Source organism: Leeia sp. (assembly GCF_041909055.1).
GTDB lineage: Bacteria > Pseudomonadota > Gammaproteobacteria > Burkholderiales > Leeiaceae > Leeia > Leeia aquatica.
The window spans coordinates 827,461-844,703 of the sequence record NZ_JAYREC010000001.1 but is presented as its reverse complement, the minus strand read 5'-3'; the positions used below and the strand labels follow the sequence as shown (position 1 = coordinate 844,703).

Annotated in this window: 16 protein-coding genes; 8 read left to right on the top strand and 8 right to left on the bottom strand. The window is 63.8% G+C overall.

Features of this window, described 5'->3' with window-relative positions; translation table 11 throughout:
* Window positions 1-2: 2 nt before the first annotated feature.
* The 7 genes from xdhC (at window position 3) to guaD (ending at window position 7,752) form a co-directional block, all read left to right on the top strand.
* Window positions 3-1,010 (top strand): xanthine dehydrogenase accessory protein XdhC, encoded by a 1,008-nt coding sequence (gene xdhC, locus ACE3O2_RS04690; RefSeq protein WP_374335173.1) that lies wholly within the window; start codon window positions 3-5, stop codon window positions 1,008-1,010.
* Between the two features lie 55 nt (window positions 1,011-1,065).
* Window positions 1,066-2,094, top strand: coding sequence for an adenosine deaminase (locus tag ACE3O2_RS04685; RefSeq protein WP_374335171.1), 1,029 nt, complete (start codon window positions 1,066-1,068; stop codon window positions 2,092-2,094).
* Window positions 2,091-3,632, top strand: a complete 1,542-nt coding sequence (locus tag ACE3O2_RS04680) for an ABC transporter ATP-binding protein (RefSeq protein WP_374335169.1) — start codon at window positions 2,091-2,093, stop codon at window positions 3,630-3,632. Before ACE3O2_RS04685 ends, ACE3O2_RS04680 begins: the two co-directional genes overlap by 4 nt.
* A gap of 101 nt (window positions 3,633-3,733) precedes the next feature.
* Window positions 3,734-4,228: a hypothetical protein gene (locus ACE3O2_RS04675; RefSeq protein ID WP_374335167.1), complete on the top strand. Its 495-nt coding sequence runs from the start codon at window positions 3,734-3,736 to the stop codon at window positions 4,226-4,228.
* Window positions 4,225-5,328 carry an ABC transporter permease gene (locus tag ACE3O2_RS04670; RefSeq protein ID WP_374335165.1) on the top strand — a complete coding sequence of 368 codons (1,104 nt, stop codon included), beginning with the start codon at window positions 4,225-4,227 and terminating at the stop codon, window positions 5,326-5,328. Before ACE3O2_RS04675 ends, ACE3O2_RS04670 begins: the two co-directional genes overlap by 4 nt.
* A 1-nt stretch (window position 5,329) precedes the next feature.
* Entirely contained in the window at window positions 5,330-6,253 is a 924-nt protein-coding gene (locus ACE3O2_RS04665; protein WP_374335162.1) for an ABC transporter permease, read from the top strand.
* Between the two features lie 197 nt (window positions 6,254-6,450).
* Window positions 6,451-7,752, top strand: a complete 1,302-nt coding sequence (gene guaD / locus ACE3O2_RS04660; protein WP_374335160.1) for a guanine deaminase — start codon at window positions 6,451-6,453, stop codon at window positions 7,750-7,752.
* Here guaD and ACE3O2_RS04655 read toward each other — a convergent pair.
* From ACE3O2_RS04655 to ACE3O2_RS04640, 4 genes are all read right to left on the bottom strand, one after another.
* Window positions 7,716-7,967 (bottom strand): DUF3820 family protein, encoded by a 252-nt coding sequence (locus tag ACE3O2_RS04655; protein WP_374335158.1) that lies wholly within the window; start codon window positions 7,965-7,967, stop codon window positions 7,716-7,718. The two genes, guaD and ACE3O2_RS04655, sit on opposite strands and share 37 nt — an antisense overlap.
* A gap of 5 nt (window positions 7,968-7,972) precedes the next feature.
* Window positions 7,973-8,833 (bottom strand): M949_RS01915 family surface polysaccharide biosynthesis protein, encoded by an 861-nt coding sequence (locus ACE3O2_RS04650; RefSeq protein WP_374335156.1) that lies wholly within the window; start codon window positions 8,831-8,833, stop codon window positions 7,973-7,975.
* Window positions 8,834-8,921: 88 nt separating this feature from the next.
* Entirely contained in the window at window positions 8,922-9,767 is an 846-nt protein-coding gene (locus tag ACE3O2_RS04645) for a 23S rRNA (adenine(2030)-N(6))-methyltransferase RlmJ (RefSeq protein WP_374335154.1), read from the bottom strand.
* Between the two features lie 109 nt (window positions 9,768-9,876).
* Window positions 9,877-11,019 (bottom strand): hypothetical protein, encoded by a 1,143-nt coding sequence (locus ACE3O2_RS04640; RefSeq protein WP_374335152.1) that lies wholly within the window; start codon window positions 11,017-11,019, stop codon window positions 9,877-9,879.
* A 226-nt stretch (window positions 11,020-11,245) separates the two neighbouring features.
* Between ACE3O2_RS04640 and mutS the strand changes: the two genes are divergently transcribed.
* Entirely contained in the window at window positions 11,246-13,816 is a 2,571-nt protein-coding gene (mutS, locus tag ACE3O2_RS04635) for a DNA mismatch repair protein MutS (protein WP_374335150.1), read from the top strand.
* Window positions 13,817-13,846: 30 nt separating this feature from the next.
* On the opposite strand, the gene ACE3O2_RS04630 is transcribed toward mutS, so the two are convergent.
* The 4 genes from ACE3O2_RS04630 to phnX form a co-directional block, all read right to left on the bottom strand.
* Complete coding sequence (locus ACE3O2_RS04630) at window positions 13,847-14,305, bottom strand: N-acetyltransferase family protein (protein WP_374335148.1); 459 nt, start codon at window positions 14,303-14,305, stop codon at window positions 13,847-13,849.
* Window positions 14,306-14,403: 98 nt separating this feature from the next.
* Window positions 14,404-14,958 (bottom strand): hypothetical protein, encoded by a 555-nt coding sequence (locus ACE3O2_RS04625; protein WP_374335146.1) that lies wholly within the window; start codon window positions 14,956-14,958, stop codon window positions 14,404-14,406.
* A gap of 72 nt (window positions 14,959-15,030) precedes the next feature.
* On the bottom strand, window positions 15,031-16,431 hold the full coding sequence (locus ACE3O2_RS04620) for an FAD-dependent oxidoreductase (RefSeq protein ID WP_374335144.1): 1,401 nt from the start codon (window positions 16,429-16,431) through the stop codon (window positions 15,031-15,033).
* The gene (gene phnX, locus ACE3O2_RS04615; protein ID WP_374335142.1) at window positions 16,428-17,240 is read right to left on the bottom strand and encodes a phosphonoacetaldehyde hydrolase; all 813 of its coding nucleotides are present in this window, start codon (window positions 17,238-17,240) and stop codon (window positions 16,428-16,430) included. Before phnX ends, ACE3O2_RS04620 begins: the two co-directional genes overlap by 4 nt.
* Between the last annotated feature and the right edge of the window lie 3 nt (window positions 17,241-17,243).

The following is a 17,243-nucleotide window of genomic DNA, read 5'->3' as shown; positions in this document are numbered from 1 at the left end:
GCATGCGCTGGCGCGACGCCCTCCACCAGCCGGACGTCACCCTGTGGGTGACGGTGCTGGCGGTATCGGGCTCCGCACCGCGCGAGCCGGGTGCCCGCATGGCGGTGCAACCCGATGCCTGCTTTGACACGATTGGTGGCGGCCATCTGGAGTTTCAGGCCATTGCGCGCGCGCGCGCACTGCTGCAGCAAGGGGTCACCCGGCATATCGAACGCTTTGCACTGGGCGCATCACTTGGCCAGTGCTGTGGAGGCGTGGTGTGGCTGCTGTTTGAGCGCTGGGATGCTGCCCAGTGTGGCCAGATGCAGCAGGCGCTGCGGGGCGAGCACACGGTGTTTCGCCTGCAGGCCCTGCACGCCGATGCAGCGGAGTCAGCATGGGGAGAGGTTGCCAGTTTGCGGCCACTGCTGCCCGCGGCCTTGCACACGGCCCTGGATCAGACCGACGCCCCTCGTTGCCAATGGCTGCAGCAAGGGGAGCAGCAGTGGCTGCTGGAGCGCTTCCCGGCCTGTGATTTCCGCATTGAGCTGTTTGGTGCAGGCCATGTGGCACGTGCCTTGCTGCCACTGCTGGCGAGCCTGCCTTGCCAAGTCCACTGGGTGGACAGCCGCGAGGAGATGCTGCCTCAGTGCGTGCCTGATAATGTGGATACCGAATGGCTGGATGATCCCGTGCAGCGGGTGGCCGAGGCAGCGCCTGGCAGCTTTTATCTGGTGATGACGCACAGCCACGCGGAAGACCAGCGGCTGGTGGAGCACATCTTGCGACGAGGGGATGCTGCATACTGCGGGCTGATTGGCTCGCGCAGCAAGCGGCAGCAGTTTCGCCAGCGCCTGTTGCGGCGGGGGGTCAGTGATGCGCAGTGGCAGGCGCTGACCTGCCCGATTGGTGTGGCCGGCATTCACAGCAAGCAACCTGCCGCGATCGCGATTGCGGTGGCGGCAGAGCTGCTGCAGCGTTATGAAGCAAGACAAGTACAGCAACAGAAACGGGTGCAGGTACAGGCGTAAAACAGCACGATGGCCCCCTCGCACAGAGGGGGGCTGCAATGGAGGTAGGACAGGCATGGATCAATGGCTGGCAGCACTCCCCAAAACCGAATTGCACGTGCACATTGAGGGCACACTCGAACCGGAGTTGATGTTCGAGCTGGCGCAGCGCAACGGCGTCTCCCTGCCGTGGGTGGATGTCGAAGGTGTACGGGCCGCCTACCGTTTTCACAATCTGCAGAGCTTTCTCGACCTCTACTACGCCGGGGCCAGTGTGCTGCAAACCGAGGCCGACTTCTTTCAGCTGGCCATGGCCTACTTCCGGCGCGCGGTGGCAGACGGTGTCAAACACTGCGAGGTCTTCTTCGACCCGCAAACCCATACCGACCGGGGTATCGACATCGGCACGGTGATCCGGGGTCTGGCCCGTGCTGCCGAGGCCATCCGTGCCGAATCCGGCCTCTCGGTGTATTACATCCTTTGCTTCCTGCGGCATCTCTCTGCCGAGTCGGCAATGCAGACCTTGCTGGATGCCTTGCCCTATCGCCAGCACTTTGTCGGGGTCGGGCTGGACTCCAGCGAGGTGGGCAACCCGCCGGAGCGTTTCGAGGCGGTATTCGAGCAAGCCCGGCTGGAGGGCTTGCAGCGGGTGGCCCATGCCGGCGAAGAAGGGCCGCCGGAATACATCTGGCAGGCGCTCGACCTGCTGCGGGTGGCGCGCATTGATCACGGTGTGCGGGCGGAGGAAGATCCACAGCTGATGCATCGTCTGCAGCAGGAGCAGATACCGCTCACCGTCTGCCCGTTGTCCAACCTCAAGCTCAAGGGAGTGGAGGACCTCCGCCAGCACAACCTCAAGCGCCTGCTGGATGCGGGTCTGTGCGTGACGGTGAATTCGGACGACCCCGCCTATTTTGATGGCTATGTGCTGGAGAACTACCGTGCGGTGGCGGCGGCACTTGGCTTGTTGCGTGAAAACCTGTACAACATCGCCCGCAACGGTTTTGTCGCCAGCTTCCTGCCCGAAGTCGAGAAAGCGCGCTGGCTGGCCATACTGGAGCAATATTGGAATGACACCGCCGATTCCCCCGTGAGGCCTGCATGACCATTCAATTCAGTACGCAACCCCGCCTGGAGCTGCGCGGCATCACCAAGCGCTACCCCTCGGTGTGCGCCAACGACAATGTCAGCCTCAGTGTGATGCCGGGGGAAATCCACGCCGTGCTGGGCGAGAATGGTGCCGGTAAAAGTACCCTGATGAAGATCATCTACGGCGCGGTACATGCCGACCAGGGCGAGATGCTGTGGGATGGCCACCCGGTCAAGGTTGCCAATCCGGCAGCCGCACGCCAGCTGGGCATCGGCATGGTGTTCCAGCATTTCTCGCTGTTCGAGACCCTGACGGTCGCGGAGAACATCGCACTGGCGCTGGATACCCGCTTTGATCTGGCGGCCCTTTCTGTGCGCATCCGCGAAGTCTCCGAGCGCTATGGGCTGGCGGTGGAGCCGGAGCGGCTGGTACACACCCTCTCCGTCGGCGAGCGGCAACGGGTGGAGATTGTGCGCTGCCTGCTGCAGAACCCGCGCCTGCTGATCATGGATGAGCCCACCTCGGTGCTGACGCCACAAGCGGTGATCCGCCTGTTTGTCACCCTGCGCCAGCTGGCGGCAGAAGGCTGTGCCATCCTCTATATCTCGCACAAGCTGGATGAAATCCAGCAGCTGTGTGATCGCGCCACCGTGTTGCGTGGCGGCAAGGTCAGTGGCATGGCGATCCCGCGTGAAGAAACCGCCGAATCGCTGGCGCAACTGATGATTGGCCGCGCGCTGCCGCACCCGGAACGGCGCGCCCACCACACCGGTGATACCCGGCTGCAGTTGCAGCAGCTTAATCTGCCGACGCGGGACCCGTTCGGCGTCTCGCTCAGCGGTATCAATCTGCAAGTGCATGCCGGGGAAATTCTCGGCATTGCCGGGGTGTCTGGTAATGGTCAGGCCGAATTGCTGTCGGTGCTGTCGGGCGAGCAGCGCATTAAGGATGCGGCAGCGGTGCGCCTGTGCGACGAAGCGGTCGGGCGCATGGGGCCGGGTCGGCGGCGTGACCGCGGCCTCGCCTTTGTGCCGGAGGAGCGGCTGGGGCGCGGTGCGGTACCGGCGATGTCGCTGACCGATAACGCCTTGCTCACCGCACACCGGCAAGGCTTGGTCCGCAAAGGGCTGATCGCCAGCCGCAAGGTACGTGAGTTTGCCGAAGCCTGTATTCGGGATTTTGGCGTCAAGTGCGGTGGGCCAGATGCCCCGGCACGCAGCCTTTCTGGCGGCAATCTGCAGAAATTCATCGTGGGCCGTGAAATGCGGCAGCAACCCAAGGTGCTGATTGTGGCGCAGCCCACCTGGGGGGTGGATGTCGGTGCAGCGGCCTTCATTCGCCAGCAGTTGCTGGATTTTGCCGCCCAGGGGGTGGCCGTGCTGGTGATCTCGGAAGAACTGGAAGAGTTGTTCCAGATTTGCGACCGGATCAGCGTGATTGCCGGTGGCCGCCTGTCTGTTTCTAAAGCCGTAGCGGAGACCAACAGCGAAGAGATCGGCCTGTGGATGGCTGGCATGTTTGAAGGCGGCCCAGCGGAACAGGTGGCGGCGTGATACGCCACAGGCTGCTCTGTATTGTGCTGTTGGGTCTGGGGGGCTGTACGACGCTGACCGTACGTGAGCCGATGCCGTCAGACCCTGCGCTGCAGCAACAGTTGCTGGGGCGCTGGCGTTGTATTAACCCTCAGTTAGGTAAACAGGTGCCGCAGCCTGCCGGACAAGCAGAGGCAAAGGAAGAATCTGGCTGGCTGGATGTTCAACCTTCCGGGACGGTCATCGTGTCCGACGATCAAGGCGGCAAACCGGAACACTATCGGGTCACGATGTCCAGGCTAGACCAGCGTCTGCTGTTTTTTGTGCGAGCCAACAAACCGCCCAGCACACCACAGTGGCTGTTGCTGGGTGGCGCCTGGGAGGGGGAAGGCTTCTGGATGGTGATGGCCAGTGATTTTAAAAACCTGCATCGCGTGGTTCGGCAAGGGCAGGTTGCCGGGAAGACGGATCGCAATGGTGGGGTTCAGCTTAATGTTCCAGCCAGGCAATTACCCGACCTGATAACGCGGTATGGTCAGCACTGGTTTGACCCTAAGGACGCGATACACTGTGTTCGTGATGTGAATGAGATGCCCGCCAAGGAGGCCTCTGCATGATGTTCAAGCTGGAAGCCCGGCCCGTACCGTCGGTCTGGATGCGTTACCTGTCGCCGGTGCTGGCGGCGCTGCTGACCCTGATCTGTGGCATGGTGTTGTTTGCTGCGCTCGGGCGGGCACCGCTGGAGGCATTCGAGGTGTTCTTCATCTCGCCGGTGCAAGACCTGAACGGGGTGACCGAGCTGCTGCTGAAAGCCTCGCCACTGTGTTTGATTGCGCTGGGGCTGGCTATCGGGTTTCGCGCCAATGTGTGGAATATCGGCGCAGAAGGTCAGTTGACGCTGGGGGCCATCTTTGGTGGCACGCTGGCGATCTGGTTTGACGGCAGCAGCAGCCCCTGGCTGTTGCCCGGCATGGTGCTGGCCGGGATGCTGGGTGGCGCGCTGTGGGCGGCGATTGCCGCGCTGCTGCGAACCCGCTTCAACGCCAACGAGATTCTGGTCACCCTGATGCTGACCTATATCGCCAAGCTGCTGCTCGGCTATCTGGTGGATGGGCCGTTGAAAGACCCGAACGGGCAGAATTTCCCGCAGTCCATCATGTTTGGCGATGCCGCCCTGTTCCCGATGCTGGTGGAGGGGACCCGGCTGAACGCGTCGGCGCTGCTGACGGTGCTGGCGGTGCCGCTGGCCTGGCTGTTCCTCAGCAAGAGCTTTGCCGGTTACCAGATGCAGGTGGGCGGTCAGGCACCGGCCGCAGCCCGCTACGCCGGGTTTTCCGAATCCCGCTCCATCTGGCTGGGGCTGCTGATCAGCGGTGCCGCCGCCGGGCTGGCCGGGGTGGGGGAGGTGGCCGGGCCGCTGGGCCAGCTGCAGCCCTCGGCGTCGCCGGGCTATGGCTTTGCCGCCATCATTGTGGCGTTTCTGGGGCGTTTGCACCCGGTGGGCATCGTACTGGCCAGCTTGCTGATGTCGCTGCTGTACCTGGGTGGCGAGTCGGCGCAGATGAGCTTGCAGCTACCGAATGCCATCACTGGCCTGTTCCAGGGCATGCTGCTGTTTTTCCTGCTGGGCTGTGACCTGCTGGTGAATTACCGGCTGCGCCGCCGTCAACCCACGGTCCGTGCGTCCAGCACGGCAGCGGCCAAGGTGGAGGCCTGAGATGCTCGATCATACTGCGGCATTGTTGGCCCTGACCCTGAGCGCAGGCACCCCGCTGGTGTTTGCCGCGCTGGGGGAGCTGGTCACCGAGAAATCCGGGGTGGTCAACCTCGGGGTGGAAGGCATGATGCTGGTGGGGGCGATTGCTGCCTTTGCCACGGTGGCCAGTGGCGGTAGCCTGTGGGCCGGGGTGGCGGCGGGTGCGGTGGCCGGCATGGGCATGGCGCTGATCTTTGCCGTGCTGGCGCTCAGCCTGCAGGCCAACCAGTACGCCAGCGGGCTGGCGCTGTCCATCTTTGGCATTGGCCTCTCTGCCTTTGTCGGCAAAGCCTGGCTGGGGACTGCCATTCAGGGCTTTCAACCGGTGAGTTTGCCCGGGCTGAGTGCCATCCCGTTGCTGGGACCCGTACTGTTCAAGCAGACGCCCATGGTCTACCTGGCCTTCCTGCTGTTTGCCGCCATCAGCTGGCTGCTCTACCGCAGCAAGGCCGGATTGGTGCTGCGGGCGGTGGGTGAAAGCCCGGAATCGGCTCACGCGATTGGCTATGCGGTCATCCGCATCCGCTATATGGCGACCCTGTTTGGCGGCGCTTGCTGCGGGGTGGCTGGTGCCTATCTGGCCTTGGCCTATACCCCGATGTGGGTGGAGAACATGACGGCGGGTGCGGGCTGGATTGCGCTGGCGCTGACCGTGTTTGCCACCTGGCGACCACTGCGGGTGCTGCTGGGGGCCTACCTGTTTGGTGGTGTCACCATCCTGCAATTCCACGCGCAGGGGCTGGGGGTGGCGATTCCGTCGCAACTGCTGTCGATGTTGCCGTATCTAGCCACCATCGTGGTGCTGGTACTGATCTCGCGCAACAGCCAGATGATCCGCCTGCATGCCCCGGCTTCGCTGGGCAAGCCCTTCCTTGGCGGGGGCTGAAACTGATGTACAATACGCTTGTCGCAGGCACGGAAGGGTGCCGGTGGACAAAAAAGGGCGCGCCGAAAGGCGCGCCCTTTTTCATGGGGGCCTATGATTCAGAAGCGGGGCCTCCATATGTCCAACGGAGGTTGCCCTGAGTCGCTGCGTGCGGCGCTTCAGGCCAGCCCCCCAGACTGGTTAAAGGAGTTGTACACATGTCTGAGCTGACCCTGTTCCGGGCGTCCATTCTGCATTTTCTGCGCGATCCCGGCGAAGCTGCCGACGAGCGCGCCTGGCAGTATTGGGAGGACGGCGCACTGGTGGTCGAATCTGGCCGCGTGGTGGTCTGTGGCCCGGAGGCCGCGCTGCTGACGCAGTACCCCCAGGCCAAGGTGGTGGATCACCGCGGCAAGCTGCTGCTGCCGGGGTTTGTCGATACCCACATCCACTTCGCGCAGACGGACATCATCGCCAGCTACGGCGCGCAATTGCTGGACTGGCTCAATACCTATACCTTCCCGGCCGAGCGGCGCTTTGCCGACCGCGTGCACGCCGACAACGTGGCGCAGTTTTTCCTCGACGAGCTGCTGCGCAACGGTACCACCACCGCTGCGGTCTACCCGACGGTACACAAGGCCTCGGTGGATGCCTTCTTTAGCGCCGCAGAGCAGCGGCAGATGCGCATGGTATGCGGCAAGATCATGATGGACCGCCATTGCCCGGATTTCCTGCAGGATAATGTGGCGAGCGCTGAAGCAGACAGCCGCGAGCTGATCGAACGCTGGCATGGTCATGGCCGTGCCGGTTATGCGCTGACCCCGCGCTTTGCGCCGACCTCTACTCCGGAGCAGCTGGCGATGACCGGGCGGCTGTTTGCCGAATACGAGGGCTTGTGGCTGCAGACGCATGTGGCCGAGAACGTGGACGAAGTGCGCTGGGTGGCCGACCTGTTCCCGGATGCCCGCAGCTATCTGGACGTGTACGACCGCTATGGCCTGCTCGGCGAGCGTGGTGTCTACGCCCATTGCATCCATCTGGACCGTGCGGATCGCGAGCGCATGGCGGCGACCGGTACCGCCATGTCCTTCTGCCCGACCTCTAATTTGTTCCTTGGCAGCGGCTTGTTTGACCTGAACCGCGCCCGCGAGCTGGGGGTGCGGGTGGGGCTGGCGACGGATGTGGGCGGCGGTACCAGTTTCTCCATGCTGCAAACGCTGAACGAGGCTTACAAGGTGTTGCAGCTGGGCGGGCAAAAGCTCAACGCCTGGCGTGGCTTCTATCTGGCGACACTGGCCGGGGCGGAGGCGCTGTATCTGGAAGACCGCATCGGCAACTTCCTGCCCGGCAAGGAGGCCGATTTCGTGGTGCTGGACTGGGCCGCCACGCCGCTGCTGGAACGCCGCATGCAGGCGGCGCAGTCGCTGGACGAGCGGTTGTTTGCACTGATGCTGCTGGGTGGCGACCGGGTGGTGGCGCAGACCTATGTGCTGGGTGAACCACGTTTACCTGCCTGCTGATGATGGGCCGGGCGCAGCGGGGTGAGCAAGGGGCGCAGGCCGTTATGGTCGATTTCCTGCATCAGCGCCAGCAGTCGCCCCAGCGTGCCCGGTGGAAAGCCACTGCGGGCAAACCAGTTGAGGTAATGCCCCGGCAGCTCCGCCAGCGCCCGCCCCTGATACTTGCCGAAGGGCATGGTGGTGTGCCACAGCTTGTGCAGGTCTGCCGGGTCCATTGGGCTTAGTCTTCGCCTTCGTCCACAGCGCTCAGATCAGGCTGGCCCCCTGGCGCGGAGGCCAGCAGGGCGGCGCGCCAGCGCGCCTTGGCATGCTGCAGGAAAGCGGGCGGGGCACTGGCAAAATCCTGCTCGGACTGGTAGCAGCCGGTATGCCAGTGCTGCGGGTCCATCTTGCTGAGGTCTGTGCCGGGCGGGCAGGCGGCGGCTTGTGGTACCGGCGGCGGGGTTTTGCCCTGCATGGCCTCGTCTGGCAGCCAGGTGCTGCCACGCAAACCCCACTTGCCCTCACGCTCGCGCAGGATCACTTTCATGTCTTGCGGGCTGACATCGCTGGTGCAGGTGGTGTGGTACGCCATGGTCACTTCATGGACGCCATCCTGATCCAGATCGGTGATGCTCACCCCATCCGGATAGAAGCGGGCGACGCTGTCAAACGGGCAATCCTTAACCCCATCCTGCAGTAGCCACAGGCGCTCCATCTTGCCGTCCTTGACCCGGAATTGGGCAACATGCAGCAGGCTTTCCGTGGCATCCATCTCTTCAAAAGTATAGTTACGCTTGCTATGGCTGCGTAGCAGCCACTGCTCGCCGTCAGCGTCAGTCCAGTGCCAGGCCTGCAACAGCTTGCCCGGCAGCTTGACGCCTGCGGGCAGGGTCTTGAGGTCGACCAGGCTGACGGCTGCCGTGATCGGAGCGCTGGCTGGGATGACAGCTGCCGCGGCTTGACTGGCTGCGGGTTGCGAGCGGGTGTCACTTGCCGGGGCCGCACTATCGCTCACCTCTTGGCGGGCCGGGCAGGCCGTCAACAGCAAGGTGGTGGCGAGCAGCAGCAGCAGCGGCAGGCGTTGCAGGGCATGGGGCATGGTGTGCAGATTCCGTGATGCAGGAGGCCATGCGGGCTGCACGGCAAGCAGGGCCTGATTATAGCAGCCTGCTTGCCGTTGTCATGAATTATGCAGCCTGCTGCTCCAGCACGAAGCGGCTGCCAGCACCCTGGCCCAGGGTCTGCACCAACCACGGCATCAATTGCTCCAGCAGCGGGTACAAGGTGTAGGGTGGATTGAGGATGAACATGCCACTGCCGTACATGCCAAAGCCATCCGGGTGTGGCGGTTCCACTTGCAGCGAGACGTTTAGCCAGCCTTTGACCGGCAAGCGCTTCAACTGCTCCAGCATCAATTGCCACTCCACCCGCTGCAATTGCGGATACCACACCGCATAGATGCCGGTGGCAAAGCGGCGCAGCGCGTCCTCCAGCGCTTTGGTGACGCGCGAATAGTCCTTCTTGTCTTCATACGGCGGGTCGATCAGCACCAGCGCACGCCGGGGGGGGGGCGGCAACAGGGCTTTCAGCCCGGCGAAGCCATCACTTTTGTCAACCAGTACCCGCTTGCCCAGCGGCGACATGTTTTCCTGCAACAAGGTGAAGTCGCTGCTGTGCAGCTCATACAGGCGCAGGCGGTCATCCGGGCGCACCCGCTGCGCTGCCAGCTGCGGCGAGCCGGGGTAATAGCGCAGTGCGCCGTCCGGATTCAGCGCCAGTACATGTTGCAGATAGCTGGCGACCGGCTCTGGCAGCGCATTGCGCTGCCACAGGCGTGCGACACCCGTGGCAAACTCGGCATTCTTGGTGGCATAGCCTTCGGTGAGCGCATAGACCCCGGCACCGGCGTGGGTGTCGATGTACCAGTAAGGCTTGTCCTTCTGGTTCAGATAGATCAGCAATTGGTCCAGCACCAGGTGCTTGAGCACATCGGCGTGGTTGCCCGCATGAAAGGCATGGCGGTAACTGAGCATGGCTGGGGGGTCCTGAATCGAATGCCGCGATTGTACGGGATCAGGACGCCGCCCACCATGCCAATCGGGTGAAACAGCCAGATCACGGGCCGCAATGACCCACCAGCGCTTAGCCGCCCATGACAACCTGAGTGCAGGCCAGCTTCTCACCTTGTCGCAGGGCGATCACCTGGGTGCCGCCGGGTTGTACCAGCCAGACGCTTTCGCCTTTGCTGCTGGCGGTGGCGAAATGGCTGCCGGCCTTGCCGGGTTGCGTGTAGGCAAAGACCTGGGAAACGCGCTTGCCATTCAGGGTGCAGGTGGTCACGGCATCCCCCTCTTCACTGGCTGCGATAAAGCGCTTGCCTGCACTGGCGGCGACCGGCCGCACGTCCAGTACCCGGTCGATGTTGCCGTTCGTGTGGCCTGCAATCAGCACATAGCGGGCGCTGCCTTTGCGTACCGGGTAGATCACCACCTTGCCTTCCGGCATTTCTGCAAAGGCGGTGGCTTCGAGCTTGCTGTTGTAGCCATCAAAGCCAAATGCCTGGTAAGGCAGCTGCATGCTGGGGAAGGTTTTTCCAATCAAGCCCAGATAGGGATGGGCACTGCCGCTGCTGGCGGGGGTGCTGGCTGCCTTGGGGACCATGCCGCCACCGGTTTGCAGCATGCTGCGCTCGCTGGCCTGCAAGGCTCGCACAAACTTGAGCGGTGTATTGGCACGCGGCCAAGCCAGATCACCCCAGTTACCCGCGCCAGAACAGCGGCCAGACAGGTGCTTGAGCGTGTTGTTGTCGCTGGTAAAGCGTGCCTCGCAGGGACCGTCCTCACTCTTGCCACTGAACTGCCACACACCCTTGTTGTAGACCGCAAAGCCGATGGCTTGTGTTTCACCACTCATCAAGCCACCAAAACCGCCGGGGTCGGCCGCACTACCTTCACCGATGAATTTTACCAGCGCGCGCCCCCCACCGAGGTCTTCCACCAGATAACTGAATTTGCTGACTTCATTTTGCAGTTTGCCCTTGCCGTCCTTGTGCTGGGTCTGCAATTGGGCGCTGTACAGACCAGAGGGAATCGCCTGGTTGCTGGTGGCCGGGCTGATGGCGCTCGCGGGTGCAGCAGCAGGGGCAGGGCTGGCTTCAGGGGCAGGTGTGCTGCTGGTTTTGGTCGGGCCCAGTCCGTAGGTGGTGGCGGTGCCATCCTGGGACTTGACTGTGACCTGGCAACCGGCCAAGGCCAGTACCAGGGTGCTGAGTAGCAGTTTTTGCATGAAGGGATCAACCTGTAGGGTGAGAAGTGAATGGGCATTCGTTCAGTTTGGCAGCACGATATCATATTTCCCGCAAGCTGAACGAAGCATGAATGCCATGTGCATTGCGGATTGACAGGTACAAAAGTACAGGGGTGACAAGGCCACTGACCTGCCGCATGGCCTCAGGTAGAATCGACGTTTTTGCAGCCCGGTGTGCTGCAAGCAGCCCGAGACCAACCCCAAGATGAGTACGCCCGCAAGCCATACCCCGATGATGCAGCAGTACCTGGCGCTGAAAGCCGAGCACCCGGACAAGCTGCTGTTCTACCGAATGGGGGATTTCTACGAGCTGTTCTATGAAGACGCACAGCGGGCAGCGCGGCTGATGGACATCACCCTGACCGCGCGGGGGCAAAGTGCCGGGCAGCCGATTCCGATGGCGGGCATTCCCTTCCATGCCGCCGAGCAGTATCTGGCGCGGCTGGTGAAGCTGGGTGAGTCGGTGGCGATCTGCGAGCAGGTGGGTGATCCCGCCACCAGCAAGGGGCCGGTAGAGCGCAAGGTGATGCGGGTGGTGACACCCGGCACCCTGACCGATGCCGCATTGCTGGACGAAAAGTCAGATAACTTGCTGCTGGCACTATCCCTGTCGCGCGGTCGGCTGGGGCTGGCCTGGCTGTCATTGGCTTCAGGCCGCTTTGCCCTGTGGGAAGGCAAGTCGGACGCGCTGCCCTCGGAGCTGGAGCGGCTGCGCCCCGCCGAGATTTTGCTGGCGGATGACCACGATCTGGCCCTGCTCGGCCAGCAATCCCGTCCGGTCAAGCGTCTGCCCCTATGGCATTTTGACGTGGAAGCCGCCAATCGCCTGCTGTGCAAGCACTTTGGTACCCACGATCTGGTCGGCTTTGGTGTGGAGAATATGTCGCTGGCGGTGGGCGCAGCCGGTGCACTGCTGCAGTATGCACGCGCCACGCAAGGTACCGAGCTCGCGCACGTACAGGGCCTCTCGGTGGAGGCACGCGGCCAGTATATCGAGCTGGACGCCGCTACCCGTCGCAATCTGGAGCTGACCGAGACCATTCGTGGCGAACCGTCGCCGACACTCGCCTCGGTGCTGGACCAGTGCATGACCAGCATGGGCAGCCGCCTGCTACGGCACTGGCTGCACCACCCGTTGCGCGACCGCAGCAAGCTGCTGGCCCGGCTGGGCGCGGTGGCCGAGCTGCGCGAGCATAGCGCCTTACCCGTACTACAGCAGGCGCTGCGGCCGATTGCCGATATTGAGCGCATTGCCAGCCGCATTGCCTTGAAAAGCGCCCGCCCGCGTGATCTCTCCAGCCTGCGTGACAGCCTGGCCGCGCTGCCCACGATCCAGATGCAACTGGCGCGCATGGAAGCACCGCTGCTGCAACAGTTGCAACAGCACCTCACTGCACCGGACGCGGTACTGCCCACCCTGCAGGCGGCCATCCTGCCGGAACCGGCCAGCCTGCTGCGCGATGGCGGCGTGATCAACGATGGCTATCACGCCGAGCTGGACGAGCTGCGCGGCATCCAGACCAACTGCGACCAGTACCTGCTGGCGCTGGAAGCGCGGGAGAGGGAGCGCACCGGCATTCCCAACCTCAAGGTGGAATTCAACCGGGTGCACGGCTTCTATATCGAAGTCAGCAAGGCGCAGGGTGACAAGGTGCCGGACGACTACCGCCGCCGCCAGACGCTAAAAAATGCCGAGCGCTATATCACCCCCGAGCTGAAAACCTTTGAGGACAAGGCGCTCTCGGCACAGGAGCGTGCGCTGGCACTGGAAAAGCGGCTGTACGAGGCGCTGCTGGACGAGCTGATGCACAGCCTCGCCCCGCTGCAATTGCTGGCGCAGGCGGTGTCCGCGCTGGATGTGCTGACCACCTTTGCCGCCCAGGCGGCGTTGCTGGACTGGCATGCACCGCAGTTTGTCGACGAGCCGGTGATCGACATCCAGCAAGGGCGTCACCCGGTGGTCGAAGCGCAGGTGGATGACTTCATCGCCAACGATACCGGCCTGTCGCTCACCCGCAAGCTGCTGCTGATCACCGGCCCGAACATGGGTGGTAAGTCCACCTATATGCGGCAAACGGCGCTGATCGTGCTGCTGGCCCATGTCGGCAGTTTTGTGCCGGCGCAGCAGGTACGGCTGGGGCCGATTGACCGCATCTTTACCCGTATCGGCGCGTCGGACGATCTGGCCGGAGGCCGCTCCACCTTCATGGTGGAGATGACCGAAACCGCCAACATCCTGCACAACGCCAGCGAGCACAGCCTGGTGCTGATGGACGAAGTCGGGCGTGGTACCTCCACCTTTGACGGCCTGGCCTTGGCCTACGCCATCGTGCGGCAACTGGTGGAGAAGAACCGCAGCTACACCCTGTTTGCCACGCACTACTTCGAGCTCACCCGCCTGTCGCAAGATTACCCGCAACTCGCCAATGTGCATCTGGACGCGGTAGAACACAAGGACACGGTGGTGTTTCTGCACAGCGTGAAGGAAGGCCCGGCCAGCCAGAGCTATGGTCTGGCGGTGGCGCAGCTGGCCGGGGTGCCCGGCAGTGTGATTCGCGTGGCGCGGCGGCACCTGCAACAGTTGGAAGCCATGAGCATCGGCGCCGGTGGTCCGCAGGCCGATCTGTTTGCCACGCTGCCACCCACTGACGAGCCGCTCGCGGCAGAGCCGCACCTGGCCATGCAAGCGCTGCAACAGCTGGACCCGGACGCTCTGACCCCACGCGAAGCGCTGGAACAGCTCTACCGCCTGCAGCAGCTCATGCAGGCGGAGTAAGCGGCCCGGGCATCTGCCTGCGCCGGTGGCTCAGGGGCGGGTATAGGTGTAGATGATGCCACCGGTGTGCTTGGCTACGGTGTCGTACAGTCGGCGTGCCGTGGCATTGTCCTGATAGGTGCCCCAGTACAGCCGTTCGGCACCGCTGGCAAAGGCGCGTGCAGCCACCGCCTCGATCAGCTGGCGACCCACACCTTGCCCCCGGCAGCTGGGGTCGGTGAACAGGTCCTGCAGATAACAGCTTGGCCCGCGCAGGATGGTGCTGCGGTGGTACAGATAGTGCGTCAAGCCCACCAGTTTGCCATCCCGCTCGGCCACCAGGGCATACATTGGTTCGCTCTCGCTGAGGAAGCGCTGCCAGCTGAGTTGCGTAATGTCCTCCGGCAGGGCGGTGGCGCCGGAGCGGCCATAAAATGCGTTATAGCCCAGCCACAAGGGTAGCCACTGCTCAAAATCGTGTTCGGTAATCGGGCGGATCAGTAAGGACATGCAGACACCTTGGATGGGAAGAAGTGTCTGCAGTGTGTAAAAGAAAAGGTGTGGTTGCTAGGGCCAATCGGGTGGTTTGGGGTGGGCCACCATGCCGCTCAGGAACAGCCTTCAACCAGTTCAATACTGTCATCACCTGCATGGATCACCGCTATTTTACCGTTAGTGGTTTCAAAGCGGATGCCTCGATAGTGGCCGAGCTTGTCGCTACGCCACCAGGTCAGATAATGGTCATCCTCACCCCCATAGGTATGCGGGCTGGCTTTGACACTACGCCCGAGCCGTTTCCACACTTGCAGCTCACGGTCCCCGACCTGCAAGCCGCTGTCCGTGTGGATGCTGCTTTGGCCAAACAGACTGACGCGGCTGATGCGTTGCGCCCGAACCATGAAGGTCAGTGCCGGTTCCGGCGCACCGGGGCTGACGTGGTAGCAGTCGCTGTCAGTAGGGCCATCGGCGAGCAGCGGCAGGCGCAGCCACTTTTCGGCTTCCGCAACCGTCATGCCGATCCGGATGGGACCATAGCCATTGGCGTGCAGGGTCCAGTGGCGGGTGTGCGCCGGCAACTGAGGGCGGGGCAGATACAAGGCCATGCTGGGCAAAGCCAGCCCCAATAGCAGCAGGGGGAAAACCCGGTTTGACCACCCGAACATGGCAGACTCCATGGCAAAGTCTGACCAGTATAGGTGTTGGTTGTGCGCCCTCACAAGCCGGTTGTCCCACCTTCAAGACCGGGCGTCGGCTTTGCCCGCCATGCTGGCGAGGCGGGCCAGCTTACGGTCCAGCCAGCGGCTGGGCTGCGCCCGGTCTTCAGCGGTCTCCACCCGGCGGATGGCACCGCGCACCAGCTGAGCGCCCAGCCAGCGCACCGGCTCGGGAGGGAAACTGGCTTGCGGGCCTTGGGCCAGCCCGCTGCGGGTCCAGATATTGTCTTCATCCAGCAGCAGGCTGCTGAGGATCTGGCCACCCAGATGGCTCTGTACCACGCCATTGCCGGAATAACCAAAGCCGTAGTACACACCACGCTGCCGGGGTAACTCGCCAAAGCAGGGCAAACCGCTGGCTGAGCGCTCCGAGGCGCCTGTCCAGCTGCGCGCCAGCGGTACGGAGGCGAGGCTGGGGAAGAAGCGGCGCAGGGCGTGATGCAGCATGGGCTGGTAACGACTGGGGGCATCAAAGGCCGGATGCAGGCGATTGCCAAAGGGCAGCAGATTGCCGCCCTTGCCCAGCATCAGGCGGCCATCCGGCGTGCTGCGCCAGTAGTGGACAAAGGTGCGCAGGTCGCACACGGCCTGCCCTTGGTCCAGCCCGAGTGCCGCAATCTGCGCAGGGGCGGGCTCGGTGATGATCATGTCGGAGGAGACCAGCAGCAGATGGCTGGCGAACTGCGGCAGCAGCGCCGGGGTTTCTGCGTTCAGCGCCAGCACCACCCTCGGTGCGTGCAAGATGCCCTGGTCCGTGCTCACCCGTACCGGCAGGCTGCCACCTACCGCCTGCACCGGGCTCAGCTCATGAACCTCGACACCGAGCGCACGCGCCACCCGCAGCAGGCCGCGCACCAGCTTACCGGGGTGAACACTGCCTGCGGCGTCGGTCCAGGCACCATCGCGCATCAGCGCACTGCCACTGCGTGCCTGGGTGGCGGCGTCGTCCAGCGCTTGCCAGCGGTTGAGCCCTGCTTGTTCCAGTTGTTGCAGTACCGGCTGCAGGCGGCCCTGCTGGGCGCGATTGCTGGCGGCATAGACGGCGCCCCCCAGCCGCAGGTCAGCGTCGATGCCGTGCTGCTGGCAGAAGGTGGCGATGTCGAACACCGCCTGTTCCGAGGCGCGCAGCAGCCAGGCGGCTTCCTGCTCGCCAAAGTAATGGCACAGGCTGGCGTATTTGGTGGACCAGGTCAGCATGCAGCCGCCATTGCGACCGGAGGCGCCGCCACCGCAGCGCCCTTTTTCCAGCAGCACAATGCGCCAGTCCGGTCGTTTCAAGCGGGTCTGGATGGCGGTCCACAAGCCGGTAAAGCCGCCACCGACGATGCAGACATCCGCCGTGTGCTCGCCCTGCAGTGGCGGCAGCGCCGCGCTGCCTTCCTGCGCCAGCGCATCGGCAAACCAGAACGGTTGCGGGCTCAAGGCCGTTCACCGGCCAGCAGGCGACGCTCGATGTCGTCCAGTACGGCGGGCAGCGCAGAGAGCGTATCCACCACATAATGGGCCCCGGCCTCGCGCAGCAGTGCTTCCGCCGGGGTGCGATACTCGGCCTGTTGCGCCGGGGTGAGGGCGAACCAGTCGTCCGCGCTCAGGCCCACCGCGTTGCCGCTGGCGGAGAGGCCCACTGTCCACATCCCGGCACGCAGGCCTTCATGGATGCCGGGGGCGGTGTCGTCCACCTTCACACAGTGGCGCACGTCGCCAATGCCCAGTGCCAGCACATTAGCCAGTGCCATCCACGGGCCGGGGCGGCCCCCGGCGGGCAGGTCATCAGTCGCGACGGTATGGTCCGGGGTATAGCCGCAGGCGGCAGCGTGCGGCTGCAGGCGGTTCATCACCACCCGGGGGTAGCCGGAGCAACTGCCAATCTTCAGGCCGCGTGCGCGCAGCGCGTTCAGCGTGTCCAGCGCACCAGGGATGGGGGCGGAGTATTCGGCCACCCGCGCAATCTGCAAGGGCATGAACTGCTGATAGAGACGATCAACGTCGGCATCCGTCATCGGGCTACCGAAACGAGCCTGCCAGCGGGCGGCGACGCCGGGCAGTCTGCCCAGCGCCTGGATATGGTCCCATTTGGCCAGACCCATCGGTACCCGCGCCTCAGCCATGCTGACCGCGATGCCTTCGCTGCGGAACACATCAATCAGCACCTGGGTGGGGGCAAACGAACCAAAGTCCACCACGGTACCGGCCCAATCCAGTATCAGGGCTTCCAGACGATGAAACAACATGGG